We start from the raw sequence: 24,868 nt of genomic DNA on the forward strand, positions 1-24,868 counted from the left end.
CAGCCTGGACTGGGTTGCTGGCCCGGCTACGTGGACCGGGCGCGTTCCGGGGTGTGCAGGCGGGCGAGGACCTCATCGGCGGAGGCCGGAGGGGCCGTGGGGCCGAAACGGCTGACCAGCACGGTCACGGCGAACGCGAACGGGATGCACCACAGGGCCGGGTAGCGCAGCGGCACCGCCAACCCTGACTCCCCCGCACCCGGCGTCTGCGAGTCCAGGGCGATCCCGATCACCAGGGCCACCAGGCACATGCTGGCACCGGCGAGCATGCCTGCGAGCGCGCCCGTCGTCGTCAAGCCGCGCCACCAAATGCCCAGCAGCATCACCGGGGCCAGGGAGCACGCGGTGAAGGTGAACACCATGGCGACGGACCCGGCCAGGGCCAGATCACTGGTGAGACCGGTGAGAATGAGCGGGAGCACGATCGCAACCATCGCGCCGATCCGGAACCCGCGCACCGTGCCGCCGAAGAACTCCTGGGAGACCACCCCCGAGATCGAGACGACGAGCCCGGAGGCGGTGGACAGGAACGCGGCGAAGGCGCCCCCGGCCACGAGCGCGGTGAGCATATCCCCGGTGGCGCCGTCGAAGACCGTGGCCGGCAAGTGCAGAATGGCCTGGTCGCTGGAGTCGGCGGAGGTGGTGGGCAGCACGGCGCGGGCGGTCACTCCGAGCACCACCGGCAACAGGTAGAACCCGACCAGCAGGGCCAGCAGCAATAGGGTGGTGCGCCGGGCCGAGGGGCCATCCGGGTTGGTGTAGAACCGCACCAGCACATGGGAGAGGCCGAGGGTGCCCAGCATGAGCGCGGCCACCAGGGAGAGAATGCGGTACAGGTGCGCCGTGCCGTCACCGCCGGGGCCCTCCACCAGCCCGGACACGAACACCGCGGAAGCGTCCGGCAGCGCGGGCGCGTCCAGCAACCCCAGCCGCAACAGGATGAACACGGTGGGGATCAGCAGCGCGGAGAGCTTCAGCCAGTACTGCACCGCTTGGGCAACGGTCACCGAGCGCATGCCCCCAGACATCACAATCGGGAGCACGACGGCGACGACGATCACCGGGCCCACCCACCCGGGCAGATCAGTGGTGGCGCGCAGGGCCAGGGAGGAACCGTGCAGCTGCGGGACAATGTAGAACCACCCGGTGAACACGACGATCATGGCGGTGAGCCGGCGCAGCGGGGCCGAGGGCAGGCGCAGGGTGACGAAATCGGGGATGGTGTAGGCACCCGATCGGCGCAGCGGGGCGGCCACGAACACCAACAGCACCAGGAATCCGGCGGTGTAGCCCACGGGGAACCACAGCCCGTGCGTACCGTAGGCGAGGATCAGGCCGGCCACACCCAAGAAGCTGGCGGCCGAGAGGTACTCGCCGGCGATGGCGGAGGCATTCAGCCACGGCGGTACCCGGCGCGAGGCCACGTAGAAGTCGCTGGTGGTGCGGGACAGCCGCAGCCCATACACGGAGATCACCCAGGTCACCACGCACACGACGCCGATCACGGCCAGGGAGATCGTCATGGGCGCTCCCCCGCGGTTCCGGCAGCAGCGGGGTCGGAATCGGGGCCGGTCTCACGGGCCCACCGCGCCTCGCGGGCCTCGGTGCGCCGCACGAACATCCACCCCAGCACGAGTAGCAGTCCCGGCAGCACCGCCGCCGGAATCAGCCACTCCAGCGGCACGGACGCCACGGTCCACCGGTCGGCTGCGCCCGTCCCGATGAGCACCACGGTCAGCACGACGACGGCGAAAAACCCGCCTACAATGCCCACGGCCAGGCGCAGCTGGTGGCGGATCAGGGCGCGCAGGGCGGCGTCGTCGGCGTCCTCACGCAGATGCCCGCGGGTGGGGTCGAGCAGCACCTCGGTCAGGCTCGGCGCCCGGCGAGGACCCAGCACCCGCACCCGGTGGCCGCGCAGCGGGGCGAACACGTCGGTGGGCTCGGCGGGGTCGGCCGGGGCGAGTCGGGGCGGCAGTTCAGGCATCGGCGCCACCGACGTCGTCGCCTCCCCCGCGAGACCGGGCCCGCACCGTGAGCTCCTCGAGCCGCTCCCGCACCTGGGGCATCGAGCGTCGCGACACCTGAAGTTCCGCGGCCTCGGCGCCGTGCAGCTGCACCGACATCCGCCCCTGTCGGTGCAGGATTCGGCGCACATGGTTCAGGTTCACCGCGTGGGAGCGGTGGATGCGCATGAACCCTTGCTCCGCCCACTGGTGTTCCAGCTCGTTGAGGGTGATCCGCAGCAGGTAGGATCCGGTCTCGGTGTGCAGCCGGGCGTAGTCCCCCTGTGCCTGGGCCCACCGGATCTCGGCGATCTGGATCAGCAGTGTGGAATCTCCCTGCAGCACCGCCACCCGGGTGTCTTCCTCGCCCGCGCCGTCCACCTCAGACCCGGCGCCGTTCGCACCCCCATACCGATCCGCCGCCACTTTCAGCAGCGCGGCATGCAGGCGCTCGGCCCGCACCGGTTTGAGCAGGTAGTCCCGGGCCTCCAGTTCGAACGCCTCCACGGCGGGCTGGGCATCCGCCGTCACGAAAATAATCTGCGGCGGGTCAGACTCACCGGAGCGCAACTGCCGGGCCAGGTCCAGACCGGAGGGGCCGGGCATGTGAATGTCGAGCAACACGACGTCGACCGGGTGGTCGGCCAGCACCCGCAACGCCGCGGTGGCGGAGGCTGCCGTGTGCACGGTGCCGGCGCAGGGCTCGTCGCGCAGCATCCACTCGAGGACGGCGACGGCGGGGGCTTCGTCGTCGACGACGAGGATCTCCAGGGTGCTGGGCGCGTGTCGATGCGGGGTCATCCGGCGGTCACCGTCCTAAATTTCGGGATCCGCAGCCAGACGCGCATGCCGGCGTCCGGGGCGGTATCAATGGTCAGCCCGTGGTCGCCACCGTAGGCCTGGCGCAGCCGCAGGTCCACATTGCGCAGCCCGATGTGCGACCCCTCGGCCTCACCGCGCAGCACCTGTGCCATGTACTCCGGATCCGCCCCCACCCCGCCATCTTCCACACTAATGACGGCGTGGGTGCCCTCATCGCGCACGCTCAGATGCACGTAGCCGACCTCATCGGTGTCCTTCAGTCCGTGCCGCATGGCATTCTCCACCAGCGGCTGCACCGCCAGAAACGGCACCTCCATGCCCAGCACTTCCGGGGCGATCGACAGCGACACCTGGATCCGGTCGGCGAAGCGGGCCTTCTGCAGCAGCACGTAACGCTCGACGGCGTCCAGCTCCTCGGCCAGGGTGGTGAAATCGGTGTCCGAGCGCAGCGAGTATCGGGTGAAATCGGCAAACTCCAGCACCAGTTCCCGCGCTCGCACCGGATCGGTGGGGATCAGCGAGGCGATCACGTTCAGGCTGTTGTAGATGAAGTGCGGGGAGATCTGGGCGCGCAGGCTGCGCAGTTGCGCCTCCACCAGGTGGTTGTGCGTGTCCTCGGCAAGCTTCCGGTAGTGTTCCTCGGCGGACGTCTCAGCCTCGGCCACACCGACTGCTCCTGCGACGTCGGCGTCATCGGCGCCGTGCACCCGCCGAAAATGCTGCGCGGACCGGCGTCGTGTGAACACCAACAGCACGATGACGAGGATCAGCCCACCCAGCATCAGCAGGGCAATGCCGAGAGGAGTGAGCTGGATCATGAACACCATGGTAAGCCAGGAGCCCAGCTCACCGACCGTTCAGCGCCTGACGTCCACCGTTCACCGCACCACCTGACCAACGCGCTTCTCATTCACCCAAACCGTGCGGCAATGTGGTCCACGTCACACCCATTCATACTCTCGCACGCGAAGGAGCAGTCGATGAGTTCAGCTCACGCCCCCACCTCAGGGCACGTTGACTATCAGGAGGTGCAGGCCCGGCCTCAGTTCCAGCAGCTACGGAAAACACACCGCAGCTTCGTCTTCCCGATGATGGCCATCTTCCTGATCTGGTACCTGGTCTACATCCTGTTAGCGGCATTCGCCCCAGAATTCATGGCCATCAAGGTCCTCGGCAACATCAATGTCGGCATCGTGATGGGGCTGCTGCAGTTCGTCAGCACCTTCGTCATCACCGGCATCTACGTGTCATTCGCCAACCGCAAGATGGACCCGCCCTCCACCGAGATCCGCGAGGAACTAGAGGCGGCCGGCGTCGGTCTTCCCGATGACGAGCCCGCCGCACCCGCACCGAAGGAGGGACGCGCATGAGCACCCTGACGACTCTCGCTTCCGGTCAGCTCCTGGCCCAGGAGGAAACTCTCAGCACCCATGTGGGCAACCCGTGGGCGAACATCGGCATCTTCCTGGTGTTCGTGTGCATCACCCTGTGGCTGGTGTTGCGCGCCTCGAAGAACACGAAAACCGCAGCGGACTTCTACGCGGGCGGCCGGTCCTTCTCCGGCACCCAGAACGGCGTGGCCATCGCGGGTGACTACCTCTCGGCCGCCTCGTTCCTCGGCATCGTGGGCGCCATCGCCATCTACGGTTACGACGGCTTCCTGTACTCCATCGGCTTCCTGGTGGCATGGCTGGTCGCCTTGCTCGCCGTCGCCGAGATGCTGCGCAACACCGGCAAGTTCACCATGGCCGACGTGCTCAGCTTCCGACTGAAGCAGCGCCCCGTACGCATCGCCGCCGCTGCTTCAACACTGGCGGTCTGCGTGTTCTACCTGCTCGCTCAGATGGCCGGTGCCGGCGCGCTGGTCTCCCTGCTGCTCGGCATCGACAGCCGGGCCGGCCAGTCCCTGGTGATCACCGTCGTCGGAATGCTGATGATCGTCTACGTGTTCATCGGCGGCATGAAAGGCACGACCTACGTCCAGATCATCAAGGCCACCCTGCTCATCGCCGGCACCGCCGTGATGACCGTGTGGATCCTGGCCCTGTTCGGGTTCAACTTCTCCGAGGTGCTCGGCCAGGCCGTGGAGGTCTCCGGTGAACCGGGCCTGCTCGAGCCGGGTCTGCAGTACGGCGCGGACTTCATGACCAAGTTGAACTTCATCTCCCTGGGCATCGCCCTGGTCTTCGGCACCGCCGGCCTGCCGCACGTGCTGATGCGGTTCTACACGGTGCCCACCGCCAAGGAGGCCCGCAAGTCCGTAGTGTGGGCGATCGTGCTCATCGGCGCCTTCTACCTGTTCACCCTAGTGCTCGGCTTCGGCGCTGCGGCCCTGCTCACCCCCGAGCAGATCAACAACGCACCGGGCGGTCAGAACTCGGCGGCTCCGCTGCTGGCCTACGAGCTCGGCGGCACCTTGTTGCTGGGACTGATCGCGGCCGTCGCGTTCGCCACCATCCTCGCGGTGGTGGCCGGACTCACCATCACCGCCTCCGCCTCGTTCGCTCACGACATTTACGGTCAGGTCATCAAGAAGGGCCAGATCGATTCGAAGGGCGAGGTCCGGGTTGGACGCATCACGGTGATCGTCGTTGGCTTGCTGGCGATCGCCGGCGGCATTGGCGCCCAGGGCCAGAACGTGGCGTTCTTGGTGTCGCTGGCGTTCGCGGTGGCGGCCTCCGCGAACCTGCCGACCATCCTGTACTCGCTGTTCTGGCGCCGGTTCACCACCCGCGGCGCGCTGTGGTCGATGTACGGCGGACTGGGCTCTTCAGTGGCGCTGATCTTCTTCTCGCCCGTGGTGTGGGGCGCTCCGACCTCGTTCTTCCCCGAGATCGACCTGGCGCTCTACCCGCTCACCAACCCCGGCCTGGTGTCGATCCCGCTGGCCTTCTTCTTGGGCTGGCTCGGTTCGGTCACCTCCAAGGACAACGAGGATCCGGCGAAACAAGCCGAAATGGAGATCCGCTCGCTCACCGGCGTTGGCGCCGAGAAAGCGGTGGAACACTAGACCGGCTGCGAAGCCGATACGCAGGCCAGAGCCTGCATCACCTCAGCGCCCCCGCACGGATCCCTACCGTGCGGGGGCGCTGCCCTGTGTCGTCAGCGCAGTCAGCGCGGATCAGAACGTGAGGTTCAGCGGGCGCCGGGGCGATCCTTCACGAAGTTCGTGATACGGGCGGTGCAGAGCCGGTCACCGTTTTCGTGCTCCACGATGACTTCGTGGGTGGTGAGGCTGCGTCCCAAATGAAGAGCCGTGGCGGTAGCGGTGACCAGCCCGGCGCGCGCGGACCGGTGGTGGGTGGCGTTGATATCGACGCCGACGGCGACCTTGCCCATCGAGGAGGCGTGGATGACGGCAGCCCAGGAACCGACCGCCTCGGCGATGGCGACCATGGCCCCGCCGTGCAACAGACCGAGGGACTGACGGTTGCCCTCCACCGGCATGGTGGCGACGACGCGCTGCGCGGACTGTTCGACGACTTCCACGCCCATCTTCTCGTCGAGCTCGCCGAGGGTGATGGTCCACAGCGAGTGCTGGTCTGCTTCGCGGGGCGCTTCGGGCTGCAGATCAGCCACGGACACCCGCCGTCGTCGCGCTCACAAGGTCTGCCTGGGCGTCGGCCAGCGCGCGGGAATGCGGAGGCCGGTGCACGCCGTCGAGAATGCCCTCCGCCGGGTCTCCCCCGGTCTCGACGATGCGGTTCTCGGCGTCCACGTGCACCACCGAGGGCACGAAACTGCGGGCCTCGGCGTCCTCCATCTGCGCGTAGGCGATCAGGATGACGAGGTCACCTGGGTGGATCAGATGCGCGGCAGCACCATTGATACCGACCACGCCCGAACCGCGATCACCGGCGATGGTGTAGGTCTCCAGGCGGGCGCCATTGGTGATGTCCACAATCGACACGAGCTCGCCCGGCAGGATCCCTGCGGCGTCGAGCAGATCCTGGTCCACCGTGACGGACCCGACGTAGTGCAGGTTCGCTTCTGTCACCGTGGCGCGGTGGATCTTCGCGTGGAACATGGTGCGCAGCATGAGGCATCCCTCTCGTAGACAGCGGGTCCATTCTAGCCGCCCCGGGTGAACGGTGCGCGGGTATCGCTCACAGCGTTGGCGCGGTCAGTGTGACGTGGGTTATGGTGAGTACATTACCGACCGATCGTTCAGAAACGTTCAGAAACGTTGCATCGTCCGGAGGGGACCCATGACCGCCACGCCGTCAACCACCACCTCGATCCTGCCCTCGTACCTCGCTGGCTCCTGGTGGACGCCGGAGAATCCCCAGCGCAGCACCGAGGTCCGCGACGCCTCCACCGGCGAGCTGATCATCCGGGTCTCCACGGACGGGATCGATCTGGCCGAGGCTATCGAGCACGGCCGCTCCGTGGGCCAACGCACCCTCGGCGAGCTCACCCTGCACGAGCGCGCACTGAAACTCAAGGAACTCGCGCTGTACCTGACCGAGCACAAGCAGGAGCTCTACGAGATCTCCTTCCGCACCGGCTCCACCCAGCGCGATCACTACATCGACGTCGACGGCGGCATCGGCACCCTCTTCACCTTCTCCTCCAAGGGTCGGCGCGAACTGCCCAACGCGAATGTCATTCTCGATGGCGCCACCGAACCACTCTCGTCCGACGGTTCGTTCATCGGCACCCACGTACACACCCGCATGCCCGGGGTGGCCGTGCAGATCAACGCGTTCAACTTCCCCGTCTGGGGCATGCTGGAGAAGTTCGCGCCGTCTTTCCTGGCCGGCATGCCCTCCCTCGTCAAACCCGCCACCCCCACCGGCTACGTGGCCGAAGCCTGTGTGCGGCTCATGCTCGATTCCGGGATTCTGCCCGAGGGCTCACTGCAGCTGATTTCCGGCTCGGCGCGGGACCTGCTGGACCACCTGGACTATCGCGACCACGTGGCGTTCACCGGCTCGGCCGCCACCGCCCAGTCGCTACGTACCCACCGCAACGTCATTGAGGGCGGGGTGCGCTTCACCGCGGAGACCGACTCGCTCAACGCTACTATTTTGGGCGCCGACGCCGCCGAGGGCACCCCCGAATTCACTGCGTTCATCAAGTCCGTGTTCGTGGAGATGACGGCGAAGGCCGGGCAGAAATGCACCGCCATTAGACGGGTGATTGTGCCGCATAACCTCATCGAGCCCGTCGTGTCCGCGCTGACCGAGCAACTGGAATCGAAGATCGTCGTCGGGGATCCGCGCGCCGAGGGCACCACCATGGGCGCGTTGGCCTCGGTGGATCAGCAGCGCGACGTCGCCGCGGCTGTCCAGCGCCTGGTCGTCGCAGGCGGTCGGATCCGCCTGGGCGGAGCCGGCCCGGTGGAATCCGACACCGACGCAGCATTCTTCCCGCCCACCATCCTGACGTTCGACGACGCCAACACCGCTGAAGTGCACTCCGTGGAAGCCTTCGGACCGGTGACCTCAGTCATCGGCTACACCGGCACTGCGGACGACGCCGTCCGCCTGGCCGCGCTGGGCTCCGGCTCACTGGTCGCCACCGTCTGCTCCAACGACGCCGACACCGTGCGCGCCATCGCCACCGGCATCGCTGCCCATCACGGCCGCGTGCACGTGCTCAACCGCCAGACCGCCAAGACCTCCACGGGCCACGGCTCCCCCATGCCGCACCTGGTGCACGGCGGACCGGGCCGCGCCGGCGGCGGCGAAGAGCTCGGTGGCGTCCGCGCCGTCAAGCACTACATGCAGCGCACGGCCCTACAGGGCTCCCCCGATATGCTCACCGCCATCACCGGGGTGTGGCATGCGGGTGCTTCCGCGAACACGGTGACCCGCGACGACGTCGAGTCTGGCACCGGCGTTCACCCGTTCCGCAAGTCCCTGGAGTCTCTGCGCATCGGCGACCAGTTCGCCTCCGAGTTGCGCACCGTGAAGCTGGAGGACATCCTCGAGTTCGCCGAGAAAACAGGCGACACTTTCTACGCACACACCGATGAGGAGGCGGCGACTGCGAACCCGTTCTTCCCACGCCGCGTGGCCCACGGCTACCTCCTCGTTTCCTGGGCTGCCGGATTGTTCGTGGAGCCGGCACCCGGCCCGGTGCTCGCCAACTACGGACTGGAGAACCTCCGGTTCATCACCCCCGTGACCTACGACGACGCCGTCCGCGTCACCCTGACCGCCAAGCAAATCACTCCGCGCGTTACCGATGAATACGGCGAAGTCCGGTGGGATGCCGTGCTACACAACCAGAACGACGAGATCGTGGCGACCTATGACGTACTCACGTTGGTAGCCAAAACATGGCCGTCTGCGGCAGATTGAGCCCATGGCGACACTTCACGCTTCAGCTATTTGGGGCACCTGCACCGTGCACCTCAGTGCGCGCCATCCAGTCCCAACTCTCCTTCCGCGTCGCGCGCCAAGTGCAGACCGGGCGACTCGCTCAACGCCCCACCGGCAACGAGCGTTCGATAGATCCGCGCACATTTCAGGGTCCCACCACAACCACGTCCTCCTTACTGCACCCGCAGTCTCGCGCCGCTCACTGACACCGCGCGACTCCATCAGTAGATCAATAACCCTCTATATTACGCCGATCTGGACCCTTACCTGCCCCGCTGACCACCCCCTGTGGACGACACGCCCGAACCTTCATGAAATCTGTGGATAAAACGCCTGTACTATTTGGATTCGATGGTGTAGCGTTTCATCATCGAACCATTCGAGCGGCGACGGCGCAGGGAGGTGTACGCGGTGACGACGACGATCAACCAGGCTTCGCCGGCGCCCTCTACTCCGGGCACCGACCCCGAGAACACACCGCACCCGCTGACTGCGCTCGTCGAACTCAGCTTCGGCGACATGTTCGCCCGCACGCTGGGAGACCTGAATCTCGGATCCGCACTGGAGGCCATTCAGAAGGGGCTCGTCGCCGTCGCCGAACGCCTCACGAACCCCGATCTCGAGCGCGAGTTCACCCAGTTTGAACTGAATGAGAAGCTGCTGCCCGAGGTGCAAGAGCCCCTGGCCGTGGGCGATCCGCGCGCCACCCTGCCGGCGCTCATGAAGACGGCACAGCACCTCACCACCCTCGTTCAGGGGGTGCAGTCACGCCTGGATGGCACCATGGCCGATGCCTACCGCACTCCGGGGCAGAAGTTCAGCCTGCTCGGCATTCCCGAGGGGCGCGACGGCTACCGCGGTCCTGATCATCTGCTGCAAGACACCGTCGATATCTCCCCCGGGGAGGCTCGACGTCGCGCGCAGACGGCCCAGCATTTCCAGCCACATCGCCCCACAGTTCACCCCGATGACGGCGCTGGCGCCCCAGAACCGAACAGCCCTCAGGGCAGGTTGGCGAGGCTGTTCCCCCAGTTCACCGCAGCATTCCATGCCTCGCGGATCAGTCAAGCGCACCTGCATCAGCTCCTCTACGCGGTCAACGCCATCGACCGGCGGGCCCGCGAATGCGGCTACCCACGAGAAGAGCTCGAAGCCCGCTTTCGGAAGCACGACGCTGAACTGACCGATAAGGCGCTCACTACCTCGTACACCGAATTCCAGCGCTTCCTCTATGCCTGGCGCACCGCCGTCATCACCGACATTACGCCTGACGCCGCCGCCACCTCCGAGGAGCACATCCACGCCCGCCGTGGCTTACACTTCACCGGTGAGGAGGGTGGGCTGAAGCTCTGGACGCTCGGCACTGACGACGAGGGCCATGAACTGCTCTCCTGCATCCGCGGAGCGGCCAACAATCCGCGCCAGCGCACCGAAGAGGCCGATCCGACTCTGGTTGTTTTCGACGACGACGATGCGGATTCCGCCCGTATTCGTGACGGACGCACGCCCACTCAGCGCGCCCATGACGGCCTGCTCGCTGTGCTGTCCGCAGGGCTGCGCGTGACCGAAAACGGGCTGCCCGATCAGGGTGGCCAACGCCCGCAGATCATCGTCACCGCCGGACTCACCGCCCTACTGAAAGTCGCCCACAGCTCCGGGCTGCTGCCCAACACTTTCAACACCGCGCTACTCGACGGCGGCTCCACCCGCGACCTGCTCATCTCCGCGGGCTACACCGGGCCCACCGGCCCTGGCATGCTCCGGCGAATGGTCTGCACCGCTGACATCACTACCGCGGTACTGGGAACCCAAGGTGAAGTGCTCGACGTCGCCATCGCCCGGCGCCATTTCAGCCTCAAGCAGCGCCGAGCCCTCACCGCCCGCGACGGCGGCTGCGCCGCACCCGGATGCACGTTCCCTGCGAGCTGGTGCGACGCCCACCACGTGAAGGAATGGTCCGAAGGTGGGCCCACCACCGTCGACAACGGAGTCCTACTCTGCAACCATCATCACCGCAGCGTGCACCTGGGCATGTGGGTCATCGAGATGCGTGACGGGATCCCGTGGTTCGCGCCCACCGCGAAGCTGCGGCCCGAATTTGCCGAGAAACCACCGGGATTCGGACCATCTAACTCCGGCTCATCCCCGCCGGTCGAGTCCCGGCGCAATACCTCCTGGGTACCGCACCCGGTATCGCATCGCGCCCTGGACACAGCCACGCGCCCACAACCGCCCCGCTCCACAACGCGACAGCGCAATCCGGCCCGCGAACAGGATCCGGATCCGCCGTTCTAGCGTTCCGCCAACACGCCGTCGAGGGCCAGGCGCAGGATCGATTCCTCAAGCTGAGCCGGTTCGGCCGCCGATTCGCCGGGCCGGTACCAGTCCACAATCGAATTCACCATGCCCAGCACCAGCCGGGCGATGCGCCGCGGTGGCTGCGAGGTCACCAGCGAACCATCTTTCTGACCAGATTCCACGATCCGGCCGAAGCGAGAGGTGATGTCACGACGGCGCTGCAGCGCAGCAGTCTCCACCGGCGAATTTCCGCGCAACCGCAGCAGCAGGGTGACCTGCGGCATCTGCTCGATCAGCACCTGCACCGTCGAACGCAGCGCCTTCTCCAACCGTTTCGCCCCCGATTCGTCCAGTTGCTCGGCCTCGGCCAGCACCGTCTCGAGCGCGTCGAGGGCCTGACCGAGCGCCATCTCCAGAATCTCCTCCTTCGAGGAAACGTGATGGTAGATGGCGGACTTTGAGACACCCAGTTCGGCGGCGAGCATCCCCATCGACGTCGCATCGTAGCCATGCCGGTTGAAGGTCGCCACGCAGACGGCGACTAGGGTCGAACGGTCGTAGCCCGGTCGGCCGCGCCGCGGAGCAGTCGTGGTGGTCATCGCCCTATCGTATATCCCGGCCTCATTTCCCGCCGTCGCGCAGGTCATAGACCCGGCGCAGCTTGCCGGACGACCGCGCCAGGGTCCCCGGTTCGGCGATGGTAATGGTGCAGGAGGAACCGATCTTCGTCTTGATCTCCTGCTGCAGCTTCTTCCCGCCCGCGGTGGCGTCCTCCACACTGGCGTCGTCGCGACGTTCGATCGTCACCGTCATCTGGTCCATCCGATTCGGCCGAGTGATCTCCAGCATGAAGTGCGGCGACAGCGTCGGAACCTGCAGGGCCAGCTCTTCGATCTGGGAGGGGAACAGATTCACCCCACGCAAGATGATCATGTCGTCGGAGCGCCCGGTAATCCGCCCCATGCGCCGATGTCCGGGCAGGTCGTTGCCGGGAAGCAACCGAGTCAGGTCGTGGGTGCGGTACCGAATAATCGGCAGCGCCTCCTTGGTCAGCGAGGTAAACACCAGCTCACCGTGTTGCCCGGTTTCCAGCACCTCGTCGGTGAAGGGATCGATGATCTCCGGGCGGAAATGGTCTTCCCAAATATGCGAGCCCGCCTTCGTGGCCACGCTCTCCCCCGCCACCCCGGGGCCCATCACCTCGGACAAACCGTAAATATCGCAGGCGTCGATGTTGAAAGTCTGCTCGATTTCCCGCCGCATCTCCTCGGTCCACGGCTCGGCCCCCAACACCGCGGTGCGCAACGAGGTCTTCCGCGGGTCCAGCCCCATGGCTTTGAAACCGTCGGCAATCGTCAACAGGTAGGTCGGCGTGCAGAGAATGGCCTGCGGCTCGAAGTCGCGGATCATCTGCACCTGTTTCTCGGTCTGCCCGCCCGACATCGGAATCACCGCACAGCCGAGCCGTTCCGCACCATAATGCGCGCCCAACCCACCGGTAAACAGCCCATACCCGTAGGCGTTATGCACCTTGTCGCCGGGCTTGATCCCGGAATTGCGGAAGCAGCGCGCCACCAGAGTGCCCCACACCTGCAGGTCGTTTTCGGTATACGCGACGACGGTCGGCTGACCGGTGGTACCCGACGACGCATGGATGCGCCGAATGTCCGCCATGTCGACGGCGAACGACTTGAACGGGTACGCCTTCCGCAGAAACTCCTTATCGGTGTACGGGAAGAGCCGCAGGTCCTCCAGCTGCTGGAAGTCCCTGGGATGCACACCGTGGTCATCGAACAACTCGCGATAGGCGTCCACGTTTTCGTAGGCGTAGTGCAGGGTCCACCGCAGTCGCTCAAACTGCAGCGCCTCGATCTCATCGCGACTCATCAGCTCCTCGGGGTCCGGCTGCGAGCGGTCAGCCGCGGGCGGCCCGGGAACAAAAGGTTGGGGAATGGAGCAGCCGGCGGGGCTGGGTGCGGACGTCATGACAAGAATCCTTAGTGCGAGTGGATAGGTGCGCGGCGGGCAGGCATCACTTCAGGCCCGGCGCTTGTTCGGGATGGTGCGGGACCGTCCCCGGAATTCGGCGACGAGGCCCCCCTCGTCGTCGGTGATCGTGATGTCGTAGATCCCGGAGCGCCCCGTGCTGGAACGACGGACGCCGACGGCGGTGAGCCGGGTGCCCGCCACGGGTGAGGAGATGAAGTTGATGTCCACTCCGGAGGCGACGGTAATGGTGGAGCCGTCGCCCCGCGGGTCGTTGCACGACCAGGCGAAGCAGGTGTCACCGAAGGCGAAGATCATTCCGCCGTGGGCGATCTTGAATCCGTTCAGCATCTCGTCCCGAAGCACCATGTGTGCCCGGGCGTAGCCGTCCGCGTACTCGGACACCTCGTATCCCAGCCATTCGGCCGCGGCATCCACACCGAGGGTGGGGTGATCATGGGCGCCAAAGGAGCCCCGCACCACCGAATCGGGGTCGATGCCAGCGGGCAGTTCTGGGTGCACAGCGTTCAGGGCCGCGTCGGCCATAGGACACCTCCGGGTGCGAGTCACGGATGGAATTACCGAACGATCATTAGGTAATCGTACTTTACCCTGTGGGTCAAGTCACTTTCACAACGACGACGAACTTGACGCACCTCACCCGTCGGCATATCCTGAACGAACGGTCGGTAAATCCGATCGCCCGTCGTCATCATTGAGGTGAGCACCATGACCGCACCAGACCGTCTCGCCGAGCCCGCGGCCTCCGAGGAGGAGCGCGCCGGCCAGGACCATTTCGATCGCATCATCGCCGAGGACTCCCGCATCGAGCCCCGCGACTGGATGCCCGCCGCCTACCGCAAGACCCTCACCCGGCAGATCTCCCAGCACGCCCACTCCGAAATCATCGGCATGCAGCCCGAAGCCAACTGGATCACCCGGGCGCCGAGCCTGAAGCGCAAGTCGATCCTGATGGCGAAGGTGCAGGACGAGGCCGGTCACGGGCTCTACCTCTACTCGGCCGCCGAAACACTGGGCACCCCCCGCCACGAGCTCAACCAGCAGCTACTGGAGGGCCGGGCCAAGTACTCCTCGATCTTCAACTACCCGGCCCGGACCTGGGCGGATATGGGTGCGATCGGGTGGCTCGTCGACGGCGCCGCGATCTGCAACCAGGTGCCGCTGTGCCGCGCCTCCTACGGCCCGTACGGCCGCGCGATGGTCCGGATCTGCAAGGAAGAATCGTTCCACCAGCGCCAGGGCTGGGAGATCCTTTATGAGCTCTCCCACGGCACCCCAGAGCAGAAGCAGATGGCCCAGGACGCCGTCAACCGGTTCTACGGCCCTGCCCTGCAGATGTTTGGCCCCCCGGACGGCGACTCCCCGCACTCCCAGCAGTCGATGGCGTGGAACATCAAGCGGTTCTCCAACGACGAGCTACGCCAGCGCTTCGTCGACATGATGGTCCCGCAGGCCGAGGCCCTGGGACTCACCCTGCCCGACCCTGAGCTGAAGTGGAACGAGGAGCGCGGCCACTACGATTACGGCGCGCTGGACTGGAACGAGTTCAAGACGGTGCTCTCCGGGGCTGGGCCCTGCAACGTGCAGCGCATGCAGCGCCGTCGTCAGGCTCATGCCGAGGGGGCCTGGGTCCGAGAGGCGGCCGTCGCCTATGCCGCGAAAATGGCCGAGCGCGCCGCCGAACAGACAGAGCAGACAGAGCGCACCGACCGCCAGCTGATCGGAGCCTGATCATGACCACTGACATCACCAGCACCGAGGGAACCACCGGCACCACCACCGAATGGCCGCTCTGGGAGGTATTCGTGCGTTCCTCGCGCGGACTCTCCCATGTGCATGCCGGCTCACTGCACGCCCCCGACGCCACCATGGCACTGCGCAACGCCCGCGATCTCTACACCCGCCGCAACGAAGGCACCTCCGTGTGGGTGGTTCCGTCTGCGGTCATCGCCTCCTCGGATCCGGATTCCAAGGGCGGCTACTTCGAGTCTGCGCAGGGCAAGGCCTACCGTCACGCCACCTATTACACCAAGTCAGAAGGGGTGAAGCACCTATGAGCTTCGCATCCCACGACTCCGCCACCAAGATTTCGGCTGGCTCGGCGATCAGCGCCGAGGAGATCGCCGCCTCCGGCGCCACTGCGGAACCCGACGTCGCCACCTACGCGCTGTATCTCGGCGATGACGCCCTGATGCTCGCTCAGCGCCTGGGCTGGTGGATCGCCCGCGCCCCGGAACTGGAGGAGGACATCGCTCTCTCCAACATCGCCCTCGACCAGCTCGGCCACGCCCGGTTCTTGCTCACCTATGCCGGCACCGCCTGGGGCAAAACCGAGGATGACCTGGCATATTTCCGCGACGAGGAGGAGTTCCGTTCCTGCCGCCTCGTGGAGCAGGAGAACGGCGATTTCGGGCAGACCATCGCGCGTCAGCTGATCTTCTCGTACTATCAGCACGAGCTGTTCCGGCGTCTGGTGGACTCGAATGATGCCACGCTGTCGGCCATCGCAGACAAGGCGCTCAAAGAGGTGCAGTACCACCAGGATCACGCCGCCCAGTGGGTGCTGCGCCTCGGGATCGGCACCCCAGAGTCGCACGAGCGCATGCAGAAGGGACTGTACTACCTGTGGCCCTACGTGGATGAGCTGTTTCACGACGACGACCTCACCCGCGACCTAGCCGAACGGGGCATCGCGGTGCTGCCGTCCAGCCTGCGCGCGGACTTCGACCGTCGCATTGCTGAGCTGCTGGCCGAGGCGGAGCTGGAGGTCCCGGATCTGCCCGGTGCCTGGGGCGGGGACCGTTCCGGGGAGTTCAGCGAGCACCGCGGCCACATCCTGGCCGAAATGCAGGTGCTGGCCCGCCAGCATCCCGGCGCCACCTGGTAAAGAATTCCGAGGGGAGAGCGACCGATGACCACCGCCACCACGCTGCGACCCGCCGACGTCAACGCCGCCCGGGTGTGGGACGTTGCCGCCCGGGTGCCGGATCCGGAAATTCCGGTGCTCTCGATCGCCGACCTCGGGATCCTGCGCGCCGCCCGAGTGGAAGCCGACGGGACCGCCGTCGTCGTCATCACCCCCACCTATTCCGGCTGCCCCGCTATGGGCACGATTACCGAGGATGTGGGTCATGCCCTGCGTGCAGACGGTTATCAGAATGCCCGGGTAGAGCTGGTGCTGCAGCCGGCGTGGACCACCGACTGGATCACCGAGGAGGGACGACGCCGACTGGAAGAGTACGGGATCGCTCCACCGTCGGGCGCCTCGGCCGTGCGCCAGGGACCGGTGCCCATGGGGCTGAGCGTGAAGTGCCCGCGCTGTCATTCGCTCAACACCCGAGAGCTCACCCGTTTCGGCTCCACCGCCTGCAAAGCGCTCTACAGCTGCCGGGATTGCCTGGAGCCGTTCGACTACTTCAAGGTTCACTGAGGGGACCATCATGACTGAGACACTCACCAAACGCCGCGCCTCCTTCAATTCGCTCACGGTGTCCGAGGTGCGCAAGCTGACCGCCGATTCGGTGGAGGTCACCTTTGCGATTCCGGAGGAACTGCAGGACGACTACGATTATCTGCCGGGCCAGTACGTCGCGCTGCGGGCCACCCTCGACGGGCAGGAGGTGCGCCGGTCGTACTCGATCTGCACGGATCCGGTGCCCGGGGAAATCCGCGTGGCTATTAAAAAGGACCTGGGCGGGATCTTTTCTACCTGGGCCAACGAGGAGCTCGCCGCCGGAGACACCCTGGAGGTGATGAATCCCCAGGGCGCGTTCACCTCGAAAATGCAGATCACCTCGATGAACGACGCCGAACAGCTGGCGGAGGCGGAAGTCGCGAAGAACCCGAACACCCACCTGGTGGCGTTCGCGGCCGGCTCCGGAATCACCCCGATCATGGCGATCGCGAAGGCGGTGCTGGGGGCCTCTGCGTCGTCGTCGTTCGATTTGGTCTACGCCAACCGCTCCGCCATGGATGTGATGTTCGCCGAGGAACTGGGCGATCTGAAGGACAAGTACCCCTCCCGGTTGGCCATTCACCATGTGCTCTCGCGCGAGCAGCGCATTGCCCCGCTGATGTCGGGGCGGATCGACGAGGAGAAACTCAACGAACTGCTGGATCAGATCATCCCGGTGGCTTCCACCGACGAGTGGTTCTTGTGCGGTCCCTTCGAGCTGGTGCAGATGTGCCGCGACACCCTGGCCGCGCGCGGGGTGCCTGCGGAGAAGATCCGGTTTGAGCTGTTCACCACCGGCAAGCCCGATCGCCCGGCCGGGCATCAGGGCCGGGCTGTCGTCGCCGACCCCGAGGGTGCGAACGTGACGATCGAGTTCAACCTCGACGGTCAGTCCTCCCGCATCGAATCACCCGCCTCGGCCCGGGAGACCGTGCTGAACGCCGCGCTGCGCGTGCGCCCCGATACCCCGTTCGCCTGCGCGGGCGGGGTGTGCGGCACCTGCCGCGCCAAGGTGATCTCCGGAGACTTCGAGATGGAGGAGAACTACGCGCTGGAAAAGGACGAGGTCGACCACGGCTACGTGCTGACCTGCCAGACCCGCCCCACCTCGGACACCCTCGTCGTCGATTTCGACGCCTGACTGGAGATCATCATGATCGAGCTGACACTGCACGACGACGCCGGATACGCCGAGGTCGTGCTCAACGCCCCGCAGAAGATGAATTCGCTGGACGAGGCCGCGCTACAGGAACTCGCGCAGGCCTACACCGACGCCGCCCGGGCGGTAGAGGCCGGGCAGGTGCGCGCCCTGTTGCTGCGCGGTGAGGGCCGCGGATTCTGCGCGGGCCGGGATATCTCGAACGTCACCCCCGCCACCGACGACGCCTACGGGTACTTGAGCGAAAAGGTGACTCCCGTGCTGCGCCAGATGGCGGAGTTTCCGGCCCCCACTTTCGCCGCCGTGCAGGGGGCGTGCCTGGGAGTCGGACTGGGGCTGGCGATCGCCACCGACGTCGTCTACGTGGGCGAGGGCGCGAAGATCGGCTCGCCGTTCGCGAATCTCGGCGCCACCCTGGATTCGGGCGGACACGCGCTGTTCACCGAGCGGCTCGGGGCGCACCGCACCCTGGATCTGATCTACACCGCCGAGCTGATGTCGGGAGCGGAAGCGGTGCGTTCGGGATTGTTCTCCCGTGCGGTGGATGACGCCGAGCTGCTGGACTTCACCCGCGCCACGGTGGCAAAGGTCGCCCGGGGCGCCACCGCTGCTTTCCTCGCGTCCCGCGAGCTGGTGGCCCAGGTGCGCGATCAGCGGATCGGACTGTGGGAGTCGGTGGAGCACGAGAACCGGCTGCAGGGCGAGCTGTGCGGCACCGAGGACTATGCCGAGGGGTTCGCCGCGTTCCAGCAGAAGCGGAAACCCGAGTTCACCGGCCGCCCGCTGCGCTGACGTTCAGCCCAGCGGCCGCACGGTGAGCGCCTGGCTCACCGCACCCACCGGACCCTCGACGTCGTGGAGGACACTGTGGGTGAGCCCGTGGCCGGTGGCGCTCACCGGTTCGCCCGCCACCAGCTCCACCGGGGTGCGCGCCCAATAGTGCGCGCGCCCGAGCGCGAAATGACGACGGCGCACCTCGATGCCGCCGATGAAGTCCCCGGGCCACACGGTGGACGGGTCCCAGGGGTCGGCCTCCTCCAGGGGTGTGATCGTCTCCAGTGCGGTGCCGGCCAGCGCGGCGGTGTCGTAGCCGGCCAGGAACCAGGCGCGGGCGATCACCTGCACGCGGCCCCGGCTGGACAGCTGCGCCTCCACCAGCTCGATGGTGCGCCCGGGAAGGATCACCCGGCAACTGATCTCCATGGGGTCGGCTACTGTCAGGGTGCCGAGAATGTCGAAGGAGATCCGGGTGATCGGCAGCGGCTCCTCGCCCGTGCCTGCGCCGCGCCGACCGTTTCGATCCGTCTCCAGCGCGTGGGTGAGCAGGCCGAACACCGGGACGATGTGCTGCTCGGTCACGTTCCAGGCACCGGAGATGTGTGGTGTGGGCTGGAAGGTGTGCGCATCGATGCGCTCGAAATAGCAGGGGCTCATCGGGGTCTCCTCAGGATTCTCGGGGCGATGTCCGGGGCCGGCGGTAGTCGTCGACGTCGCCGGTCGCACCGCTGGCCAGCAGGGCAGCGGCGTCATCGCGCATCTGCACCTTGCGCACCTTGCCGGTGACCGTCGTCGGGAATTCGTCCACGATCTTCACGTACCGCGGGATTTTGTACCGGGCCAGCTGGCCATCACAGAACGCGTGCAGCGCCTGGGAGGTCAGCGGTTCGGCGCCTGCGCGCAGCCGCACCCACACCATCACCTCCTCACCGTATTTTTCATCGGGCACACCGATCGCCTGGGCATCAATGATGTCGGGGTGGGTATACAGAAACTCCTCGATTTCGCGCGGGTAGATGTTCTCGCCGCCGCGGATCACCATGTCCTTGATGCGCCCGGTCACCCGCACGTAGCCTTCCGCATCCGTGGTGGCCAGATCACCGGTGTGCATCCACCCCTCGGCGTCGAGTGCCTCGGCGGTCTTCTCCGGCTCGCCCCAGTAACCGTCCATCACCAGGTAACCGCGGGTGCACAGCTCCCCGGTCTCGCCCACCGGCTGGGTCTCCCCGGTGGCGGGGTCGATGATCTTGACCTCGGCGTGCGGGGACACCCGGCCCACCGTGCCGACCCGCAGCTCCAGGGCATCGTCGGGTCGGGTTTGCATGGACACCGGTGAGGTTTCGGTCATCCCGTAGCAGATGGTCACTTCCGCCATGTGCATGGTCTCGATCACCTGGCGCATCACCTCGGCGGGGCAGGGCGAGCCGGCCATGATCCCGGTGCGCAGGGTGGAGAGGTCATAGTCGACGACGGTTTTTTCGCCGTCCAGCTCCAACTCCGCGATGAACATGGTGGGGACCCCGTACAGGCTGGTGCAGCGCTGCTGCTCGACGGCGTCCAGCACGGCACCGGGGTGGAAGACAGGCCCGGGGATGATCATGGCCGCCCCGTGGGAGGTGGCCGCGAGGTTGCCCATCACCATGCCGAAGCAGTGGTAGAACGGCACCGGGATGCAGATCCGGTCTTCCTCGGTATACCGGCAGATCTCGCCCACGAGGAATCCGTTGTTCAGGATGTTCCGGTGCGTGAGGGTCGCGCCCTTGGGGAATCCGGTGGTGCCGGAGGTGTACTGGATGTTGATCGGGTCGTCCGGGGACAGTTGGGCGGCGGTCGCGTCGAGGCCGGCGTCGTCGGCCTCCACTTCGGCGACCTGGCGCCAGGAATCCTCCCCCATGATGATCGTGTGCTTCAGCGCGCCCAGGTTCATCTCGGCGCGGGCCAGCATGCCGGGGTAGTCCGCCGTGGGCTGGGCATCGGCGGCGACGACGACGGTGATCCCGGACTGTTGCAGCACGTATTCGAGCTCATGCTGCCGGTATGCCGGATTGATGTTGACCATGATCGCGCCGATTTCGGCGGTGGCGTATTGGGTGAGAGTCCATTCCCAGCGGTTCGGCGCCCAGACGCCCACTCTCTCCCCGATCTCCACGCCGGCGCGCAGTAGCCCGGTGGCCAGGCGGCGGACATCGCGGCGGAACTCGGTGTAGCTCCAGCGACGCCCGGCGGCGACGTCGACGAGCGCATCCCGGTCACCGAAACGCTGGACGGTGGCGCGGAGGTTTTCGGCGATGGTCTGCTCGATCAAGGCCGGTTCGGTAGGTCCGACATCGTGGGACATCGTGAGGTGGGTCTGGGTGTGGTCAGGGGGCACTCCCGCCGCTCGGTTCAGTTACTGAGTTGTAACTCGATTCCGCCTCGAACCTAGCAAAACGTGACCTAGCTCACAAGGTCCCGGGCGATGGTGTCCCGCAGCACTTCGGAAGTACCGCCGAAAATCGTGAACAACCGCACCGCCAGATAAGCCTTCGCCACCGGGTATTCGAGGATGTAACCGTACCCGCCGTGCAGCTGCAGGCACTGGTCGATCAGCTCTTTCGCCCGCTCGCTCGCCCACATTTTCGCCTTCGATGCGTCCGTCAGGCTCAGCTCGCCGTCATTAAACCGGGTGACCGCCTGAGCCACATAGTGCTGAGTCACCTCGAGAGAGACCTGCATGTCCGCCAGCCGGAAGCGGGTGTTCTGGAACTCATCCACCGTCCGGTCGGACACCTGCCGCTGACTCACGTACTCCCGGGTGGCGCGCAGCGTCTGGGCGGCCAGCACCACAGAAGACGTGGCGACGGCAAGCCGGCCCTGCGGTAGCAGCTCGTGCACGTAGCGCAGCCCTGCCCCGAGCTCCCCGATAAGGTTCGCGCCCGGAACCCGCACCCCGGTGAAGAACAGCTCTGCGGTATCCGAGGCGGTGAGACCCATTTTTTCGAGTGGGGAGCCGACGTCGTACCCTGCCGTTTTTTCGACGAAGAACAGGCTGAATGAGTGTGCGCCGCCGCGCTCGGTGGGACTGGAGCCATCCGTGCGGGCCAGCACCAGGGCGGCATCGCCGGTGATCCCGTTGCCGATGAACGTTTTCTGCCCATCGAGCACCCAGTCCTCGCCGTCGGGCACGGCTTTCGTGCGTACTCCGCGCAGGTCGGAGCCGCAGCCGGGCTCGGTCCACGCCACCGAGGTCACCAGCGAGCCGTCCACCATGCGCGGCAGCCACCGGCCCTGCTGTTCATCGTTTCCGTAGCGCAACAGGGCGGGCAGCACCCAGTCGTCATGCAGGTGGAAGGCCAAGCCCACCGATTCATGCCCGGCCCGGCAGAGCTCCTCGTCGAGCACCATGCGGAACCGGTAGTCATTCAGTCCCATGCCGCCGAACTCCTCGGGCACAGCCAACCCCAGCAGCCCCTGCTCTCCGGCGGCGGTCCAGAGGGATCGGTCCATGCGGTGCGCTTTCTCCCAGTCGGCGTAGTGGGGGGCGACCTCGCGGGCGGAAAACTCCCGGGCGAGCTCGCGGAACTCCTCGTGCAGTTCTTCGTAGAATCCGGCAAACATGCTGCCTCCTTCGCTGTTCGGGTTCGGGTGCACTGCGGGTTCGGGCGCGGGTGCGGCCGGGTCACAGCCGGGCGGACACCGCGGCCTGGGCCATCTTGATCAGGGCGCGCTGGCTGTCGGCGCGACGTCGCGGATCCACCCCGGGGCCATACCGGGATTTCAGCGAGTGACTGGTGGAATTGATCAGCCCGATGACGCCGTGCACGCGGGTGTGCAGCTCATCGCGGGAATCTTCAGGATGGAGAGCAGCCAGCGCTGCCGACCAATGATCCAGATACTCGCGCTGCATGCGACGTACCAACCGCCGGTCCGCCTCGGCCAGCCGAGCCAGGTCCTGATCCTGCACCCGGATCACCTCGGGGTTCCCGAGCGCGAACTCGACCTGAAACTCGATCAGCAGCCGGGCCCGCGCCGCCACCTCGGGCACGGAGGCGCGGATGTCCTGCGCCCCGGCGAGCAGCCGCTCGCTAACCCCGAGCAGCAGCTGCCCGAGCAGATCCTGCTTGCCCTTGAAGTGCCGATAAATAGCTTGGCCGGTCACACCGACCTCGCTGCCGACGTCGTCGAGCGACACCGCGTCGAATCCGCGCGCGCCGAAGAGCACCCCGGCGGCCTCGAGCAGGTCCTGGCGGCGCTGGTTCTTCTCCGCCTGACGACGGGTGGCGGGTGCACTCGGCCTGGACAAATGTGATCTCCCTCACTAGCCTTGATTTCAGTGAATCATCGTTAACTGAATTCCCTCATCGTACCCGACCGGCGCACCGCCGGATACCCCACCCTTAGACCGAGACTCCCCGGGAGGCCGCATGGAGACGCTGCCCAGCACCGTCGACCGGCACAGCGACACCTTCGCCCAGCGCCGCGAGCACAACGGCCAACTGCGCGCCGAACTCACGCAGCGGCTGGAACGCGCCGCCCTCGGCGGACCAGAGAGAGCACGACGGCGTCACCAGGAGCGCGGCCGGCTGTTGCCCCGGGAGCGTGTGAACCGGCTGTTGGATCCGGGCAGCCCGTTCCTGGAGCTGGCCCCGCTAGCCGCCGAGGAGATGTACGACGGCGCCGCCCCGGCGGCCGGGCTGATCACCGGGATCGGGCTGGTGCACGGCCGGCTGGTGATGATCGTCTGCAATGACTCCACCGTGAAGGGCGGTACCTACTTCCCGCTCACCGTCAAGAAGCACCTGCGCGCCCAAGAAGTGGCCGCCGAGAATCGGTTGCCGTGTTTGTACCTGGTGGATTCCGGCGGCGCGTTCCTCCCCATGCAGGACGAGGTGTTCCCGGACCGCGACCACTTTGGCCGAATCTTCTACCACCAGTCCCAGCTCTCGGCCCGTGGCATCCCACAGATCGCCGCCGTCCTCGGCTCGTGCACCGCCGGCGGGGCGTACGTGCCCGCCATGAGCGACGAGACAGTGATCGTGCGCAACCAGGGGACCATCTTCCTGGGCGGCCCGCCCCTGGTGAAAGCGGCCACCGGCGAAGTGGTCACCGCCGAAGAGCTCGGCGGCGCCGTCGTACATACCGCCCAATCCGGGGTGGCGGACCACCTGGCTGAGGACGACGACCATGCCCTGCAGATCGTTCGCGACATCGTCTCCACCCTCCCTGCCCCCGGCCCCCGCGCCTGGCAGCGTCAGGATCCGATCCCGCCGCGGCTGCCGGTCGAGGACCTCGACGGCATCATCCCCACCGATGTGAACCAGCCCTTCGAAGTACGCGAGGTCATCGCCCGGATCGTCGACGACGGCGCCTTCCACGAGTTCAAGCGCGACTACGGCACCACCTTGGTCACCGGGTTCGCCCACATCGACGGGCACCCGGTGGGCATCGTCGCCAATCATGGCATCCTGTTCTCCGAGTCCTCCCTGAAGGGCGCGCACTTCATCGAGCTGTGCGACCAGCGCGAGATTCCGTTGCTGTTCCTGCAGAACATCTCCGGGTTCATGGTGGGCCGGGATTACGAATCCGGCGGCATCGCGAAAAACGGGGCAAAAATGGTCACCGCCGTCGCCACCACCCGGGTCCCGAAAATCACCGTGATCATCGGCGGCTCGTTCGGGGCCGGCAACTATTCGATGTGCGGGCGGGCCTATTCCCCCCGGTTCTTGTTTATGTGGCCGAACGCCCGGATTTCCGTGATGGGCGGGGAACAAGCGGCAGGGGTGCTCGCCACCGTCAAGCGCGACCAGCTCGAGGCTGCGGGTGAGACCTGGAGCGACGACGACGAAGCCCGATTCAAAGACCCCATCCGGCAGAACTATGAGGACCAGGGTCAGCCTTATTACTCCACCGCACGGCTCTGGGACGACGGAATCATCGACCCGTGCGACACCCGCCGTGTGGTGGCGATGGCGCTCGAGGCCTGCGCCCACGCACCCCTGCCCGATCCCGGCTTCGGCCTGTTCAGGATGTAGCCCCC

The 24,868-nt window shown here is 66.5% G+C and carries 24 protein-coding genes; 11 read left to right on the plus strand and 13 right to left on the minus strand.

The window, feature by feature from the left end; translation table 11 throughout:
* Nucleotides 1–26: 26 nt before the first annotated feature.
* Genes O1A05_RS01465 through O1A05_RS01480 form a run of 4 tightly spaced genes read right to left on the minus strand, consistent with a single transcriptional unit; the run spans nucleotide 27 to nucleotide 3,646 of the window.
* Nucleotides 27–1,523 (minus strand): sodium/solute symporter, encoded by a 1,497-nt coding sequence (locus O1A05_RS01465; protein WP_270106332.1) that lies wholly within the window; start codon nucleotides 1,521–1,523, stop codon nucleotides 27–29.
* The gene (locus tag O1A05_RS01470) at nucleotides 1,520–1,987 is read right to left on the minus strand and encodes a hypothetical protein (RefSeq protein ID WP_270106333.1); all 468 of its coding nucleotides are present in this window, start codon (nucleotides 1,985–1,987) and stop codon (nucleotides 1,520–1,522) included. Before O1A05_RS01470 ends, O1A05_RS01465 begins: the two co-directional genes overlap by 4 nt.
* Entirely contained in the window at nucleotides 1,980–2,807 is an 828-nt protein-coding gene (locus O1A05_RS01475; RefSeq protein WP_270106334.1) for a LytR/AlgR family response regulator transcription factor, read from the minus strand. The genes O1A05_RS01470 and O1A05_RS01475 overlap by 8 nt, the downstream gene beginning before the upstream one ends.
* Nucleotides 2,804–3,646, minus strand: coding sequence for a sensor histidine kinase (locus tag O1A05_RS01480; RefSeq protein ID WP_333481996.1), 843 nt, complete (start codon nucleotides 3,644–3,646; stop codon nucleotides 2,804–2,806). Before O1A05_RS01480 ends, O1A05_RS01475 begins: the two co-directional genes overlap by 4 nt.
* Before the next feature lie 162 nt (nucleotides 3,647–3,808).
* On the opposite strand from O1A05_RS01480, the gene O1A05_RS01485 reads away from it, so the two are divergent.
* Both O1A05_RS01485 and O1A05_RS01490 read left to right on the plus strand, forming a co-directional pair.
* Complete coding sequence (locus tag O1A05_RS01485) at nucleotides 3,809–4,198, plus strand: DUF485 domain-containing protein (protein WP_270106335.1); 390 nt, start codon at nucleotides 3,809–3,811, stop codon at nucleotides 4,196–4,198.
* Nucleotides 4,195–5,838 (plus strand): solute symporter family protein, encoded by a 1,644-nt coding sequence (locus O1A05_RS01490; RefSeq protein WP_270106336.1) that lies wholly within the window; start codon nucleotides 4,195–4,197, stop codon nucleotides 5,836–5,838. Before O1A05_RS01485 ends, O1A05_RS01490 begins: the two co-directional genes overlap by 4 nt.
* Before the next feature lie 125 nt (nucleotides 5,839–5,963).
* On the opposite strand, the gene O1A05_RS01495 is transcribed toward O1A05_RS01490, so the two are convergent.
* Entirely contained in the window at nucleotides 5,964–6,323 is a 360-nt protein-coding gene (locus tag O1A05_RS01495; protein ID WP_270107473.1) for a PaaI family thioesterase, read from the minus strand.
* 76 nt (nucleotides 6,324–6,399) lie between these two features.
* Entirely contained in the window at nucleotides 6,400–6,867 is a 468-nt protein-coding gene (gene panD, locus O1A05_RS01500; protein WP_270106337.1) for an aspartate 1-decarboxylase, read from the minus strand.
* Between the two features lie 169 nt (nucleotides 6,868–7,036).
* On the opposite strand from panD, the gene paaZ reads away from it, so the two are divergent.
* The gene (gene paaZ / locus O1A05_RS01505) at nucleotides 7,037–9,136 is read left to right on the plus strand and encodes a phenylacetic acid degradation bifunctional protein PaaZ (protein ID WP_270106338.1); all 2,100 of its coding nucleotides are present in this window, start codon (nucleotides 7,037–7,039) and stop codon (nucleotides 9,134–9,136) included.
* 432 nt (nucleotides 9,137–9,568) lie between these two features.
* On the plus strand, nucleotides 9,569–11,452 hold the full coding sequence (locus tag O1A05_RS01510; RefSeq protein WP_270106339.1) for an HNH endonuclease signature motif containing protein: 1,884 nt from the start codon (nucleotides 9,569–9,571) through the stop codon (nucleotides 11,450–11,452).
* Here O1A05_RS01510 and O1A05_RS01515 read toward each other — a convergent pair.
* Genes O1A05_RS01515 through O1A05_RS01525 form a run of 3 tightly spaced genes read right to left on the minus strand, consistent with a single transcriptional unit; the run spans nucleotide 11,449 to nucleotide 13,924 of the window.
* Nucleotides 11,449–12,054 (minus strand): TetR/AcrR family transcriptional regulator, encoded by a 606-nt coding sequence (locus O1A05_RS01515; protein ID WP_270106340.1) that lies wholly within the window; start codon nucleotides 12,052–12,054, stop codon nucleotides 11,449–11,451. The two genes, O1A05_RS01510 and O1A05_RS01515, sit on opposite strands and share 4 nt — an antisense overlap.
* Nucleotides 12,055–12,076: 22 nt before the next feature.
* Nucleotides 12,077–13,441: a phenylacetate--CoA ligase family protein gene (locus O1A05_RS01520; RefSeq protein WP_270106341.1), complete on the minus strand. Its 1,365-nt coding sequence runs from the start codon at nucleotides 13,439–13,441 to the stop codon at nucleotides 12,077–12,079.
* Between the two features lie 51 nt (nucleotides 13,442–13,492).
* On the minus strand, nucleotides 13,493–13,924 hold the full coding sequence (locus tag O1A05_RS01525) for a hotdog fold thioesterase (protein ID WP_442867676.1): 432 nt from the start codon (nucleotides 13,922–13,924) through the stop codon (nucleotides 13,493–13,495).
* 246 nt (nucleotides 13,925–14,170) lie between these two features.
* Between O1A05_RS01525 and paaA the strand changes: the two genes are divergently transcribed.
* Genes paaA through O1A05_RS01555 form a run of 6 tightly spaced genes read left to right on the plus strand, consistent with a single transcriptional unit; the run spans nucleotide 14,171 to nucleotide 18,867 of the window.
* Entirely contained in the window at nucleotides 14,171–15,193 is a 1,023-nt protein-coding gene (gene paaA / locus O1A05_RS01530; protein WP_270106343.1) for a 1,2-phenylacetyl-CoA epoxidase subunit PaaA, read from the plus strand.
* A gap of 2 nt (nucleotides 15,194–15,195) precedes the next feature.
* Complete coding sequence (gene paaB, locus O1A05_RS01535; RefSeq protein ID WP_270106344.1) at nucleotides 15,196–15,519, plus strand: 1,2-phenylacetyl-CoA epoxidase subunit PaaB; 324 nt, start codon at nucleotides 15,196–15,198, stop codon at nucleotides 15,517–15,519.
* The gene (paaC, locus tag O1A05_RS01540; protein ID WP_270106345.1) at nucleotides 15,516–16,349 is read left to right on the plus strand and encodes a 1,2-phenylacetyl-CoA epoxidase subunit PaaC; all 834 of its coding nucleotides are present in this window, start codon (nucleotides 15,516–15,518) and stop codon (nucleotides 16,347–16,349) included. Before paaB ends, paaC begins: the two co-directional genes overlap by 4 nt.
* A 24-nt stretch (nucleotides 16,350–16,373) precedes the next feature.
* A complete protein-coding gene (gene paaD / locus O1A05_RS01545; RefSeq protein ID WP_270106346.1) occupies nucleotides 16,374–16,892 on the plus strand; it encodes a 1,2-phenylacetyl-CoA epoxidase subunit PaaD in 519 nt (172 codons plus the stop codon).
* Between the two features lie 10 nt (nucleotides 16,893–16,902).
* Nucleotides 16,903–18,057, plus strand: coding sequence for a 1,2-phenylacetyl-CoA epoxidase subunit PaaE (paaE, locus tag O1A05_RS01550; protein ID WP_270106347.1), 1,155 nt, complete (start codon nucleotides 16,903–16,905; stop codon nucleotides 18,055–18,057).
* Between the two features lie 12 nt (nucleotides 18,058–18,069).
* Nucleotides 18,070–18,867 carry an enoyl-CoA hydratase/isomerase family protein gene (locus O1A05_RS01555; protein WP_270106348.1) on the plus strand — a complete coding sequence of 266 codons (798 nt, stop codon included), beginning with the start codon at nucleotides 18,070–18,072 and terminating at the stop codon, nucleotides 18,865–18,867.
* A gap of 3 nt (nucleotides 18,868–18,870) precedes the next feature.
* Here O1A05_RS01555 and O1A05_RS01560 read toward each other — a convergent pair whose 3' ends face one another.
* The 4 genes from O1A05_RS01560 to O1A05_RS01575 all read right to left on the minus strand — a co-directional run bounded on the left by O1A05_RS01560 (nucleotide 18,871) and on the right by O1A05_RS01575 (nucleotide 23,134).
* Nucleotides 18,871–19,509 carry an acyl-CoA thioesterase domain-containing protein gene (locus O1A05_RS01560; RefSeq protein WP_270106349.1) on the minus strand — a complete coding sequence of 213 codons (639 nt, stop codon included), beginning with the start codon at nucleotides 19,507–19,509 and terminating at the stop codon, nucleotides 18,871–18,873.
* A 10-nt stretch (nucleotides 19,510–19,519) separates the two neighbouring features.
* On the minus strand, nucleotides 19,520–21,190 hold the full coding sequence (locus O1A05_RS01565; RefSeq protein ID WP_270106350.1) for an AMP-binding protein: 1,671 nt from the start codon (nucleotides 21,188–21,190) through the stop codon (nucleotides 19,520–19,522).
* A gap of 98 nt (nucleotides 21,191–21,288) precedes the next feature.
* Nucleotides 21,289–22,449: an acyl-CoA dehydrogenase family protein gene (locus O1A05_RS01570; RefSeq protein ID WP_270106351.1), complete on the minus strand. Its 1,161-nt coding sequence runs from the start codon at nucleotides 22,447–22,449 to the stop codon at nucleotides 21,289–21,291.
* 61 nt (nucleotides 22,450–22,510) lie between these two features.
* The gene (locus O1A05_RS01575; RefSeq protein WP_270106352.1) at nucleotides 22,511–23,134 is read right to left on the minus strand and encodes a TetR/AcrR family transcriptional regulator; all 624 of its coding nucleotides are present in this window, start codon (nucleotides 23,132–23,134) and stop codon (nucleotides 22,511–22,513) included.
* Between the two features lie 121 nt (nucleotides 23,135–23,255).
* Here O1A05_RS01575 and O1A05_RS01580 point away from each other — a divergent pair, with 121 nt between their 5' ends.
* Nucleotides 23,256–24,863, plus strand: coding sequence for a carboxyl transferase domain-containing protein (locus O1A05_RS01580; RefSeq protein ID WP_270106353.1), 1,608 nt, complete (start codon nucleotides 23,256–23,258; stop codon nucleotides 24,861–24,863).
* The last annotated feature ends 5 nt before the right edge of the window (nucleotides 24,864–24,868 follow it).

This window comes from Citricoccus sp. NR2, from assembly GCF_027594385.1.
In the GTDB taxonomy this organism is placed as follows: Bacteria; Actinomycetota; Actinomycetes; order Actinomycetales; family Micrococcaceae; genus CmP2.

What these genes read in the sequence shown, in the direction of transcription:
- O1A05_RS01555 (WP_270106348.1), top strand. Translation starts at nt 18,070, where the DNA reads ATGATCGAGCTGACACTGCACGACGACGCCGGATACGCCGAGGTCGTG.
- O1A05_RS01565 (WP_270106350.1), bottom strand. Translation starts at nt 21,190, where the DNA reads ATGTCCCACGATGTCGGACCTACCGAACCGGCCTTGATCGAGCAGACC.
- O1A05_RS01515 (WP_270106340.1), bottom strand. Translation starts at nt 12,054, where the DNA reads ATGACCACCACGACTGCTCCGCGGCGCGGCCGACCGGGCTACGACCGT.
- paaE (WP_270106347.1), top strand. Translation starts at nt 16,903, where the DNA reads ATGACTGAGACACTCACCAAACGCCGCGCCTCCTTCAATTCGCTCACG.
- O1A05_RS01480 (WP_333481996.1), bottom strand. Translation starts at nt 3,646, where the DNA reads ATGATCCAGCTCACTCCTCTCGGCATTGCCCTGCTGATGCTGGGTGGG.
- O1A05_RS01580 (WP_270106353.1), top strand. Translation starts at nt 23,256, where the DNA reads ATGGAGACGCTGCCCAGCACCGTCGACCGGCACAGCGACACCTTCGCC.
- O1A05_RS01485 (WP_270106335.1), top strand. Translation starts at nt 3,809, where the DNA reads ATGAGTTCAGCTCACGCCCCCACCTCAGGGCACGTTGACTATCAGGAG.
- O1A05_RS01495 (WP_270107473.1), bottom strand. Translation starts at nt 6,323, where the DNA reads ATGGGCGTGGAAGTCGTCGAACAGTCCGCGCAGCGCGTCGTCGCCACC.
- O1A05_RS01465 (WP_270106332.1), bottom strand. Translation starts at nt 1,523, where the DNA reads ATGACGATCTCCCTGGCCGTGATCGGCGTCGTGTGCGTGGTGACCTGG.
- O1A05_RS01490 (WP_270106336.1), top strand. Translation starts at nt 4,195, where the DNA reads ATGAGCACCCTGACGACTCTCGCTTCCGGTCAGCTCCTGGCCCAGGAG.
- paaD (WP_270106346.1), top strand. Translation starts at nt 16,374, where the DNA reads ATGACCACCGCCACCACGCTGCGACCCGCCGACGTCAACGCCGCCCGG.
- O1A05_RS01560 (WP_270106349.1), bottom strand. Translation starts at nt 19,509, where the DNA reads ATGAGCCCCTGCTATTTCGAGCGCATCGATGCGCACACCTTCCAGCCC.
- paaZ (WP_270106338.1), top strand. Translation starts at nt 7,037, where the DNA reads ATGACCGCCACGCCGTCAACCACCACCTCGATCCTGCCCTCGTACCTC.
- O1A05_RS01520 (WP_270106341.1), bottom strand. Translation starts at nt 13,441, where the DNA reads ATGACGTCCGCACCCAGCCCCGCCGGCTGCTCCATTCCCCAACCTTTT.
- O1A05_RS01470 (WP_270106333.1), bottom strand. Translation starts at nt 1,987, where the DNA reads ATGCCTGAACTGCCGCCCCGACTCGCCCCGGCCGACCCCGCCGAGCCC.
- paaC (WP_270106345.1), top strand. Translation starts at nt 15,516, where the DNA reads ATGAGCTTCGCATCCCACGACTCCGCCACCAAGATTTCGGCTGGCTCG.
- O1A05_RS01475 (WP_270106334.1), bottom strand. Translation starts at nt 2,807, where the DNA reads ATGACCCCGCATCGACACGCGCCCAGCACCCTGGAGATCCTCGTCGTC.
- paaA (WP_270106343.1), top strand. Translation starts at nt 14,171, where the DNA reads ATGACCGCACCAGACCGTCTCGCCGAGCCCGCGGCCTCCGAGGAGGAG.
- paaB (WP_270106344.1), top strand. Translation starts at nt 15,196, where the DNA reads ATGACCACTGACATCACCAGCACCGAGGGAACCACCGGCACCACCACC.
- O1A05_RS01570 (WP_270106351.1), bottom strand. Translation starts at nt 22,449, where the DNA reads ATGTTTGCCGGATTCTACGAAGAACTGCACGAGGAGTTCCGCGAGCTC.
- panD (WP_270106337.1), bottom strand. Translation starts at nt 6,867, where the DNA reads ATGCTGCGCACCATGTTCCACGCGAAGATCCACCGCGCCACGGTGACA.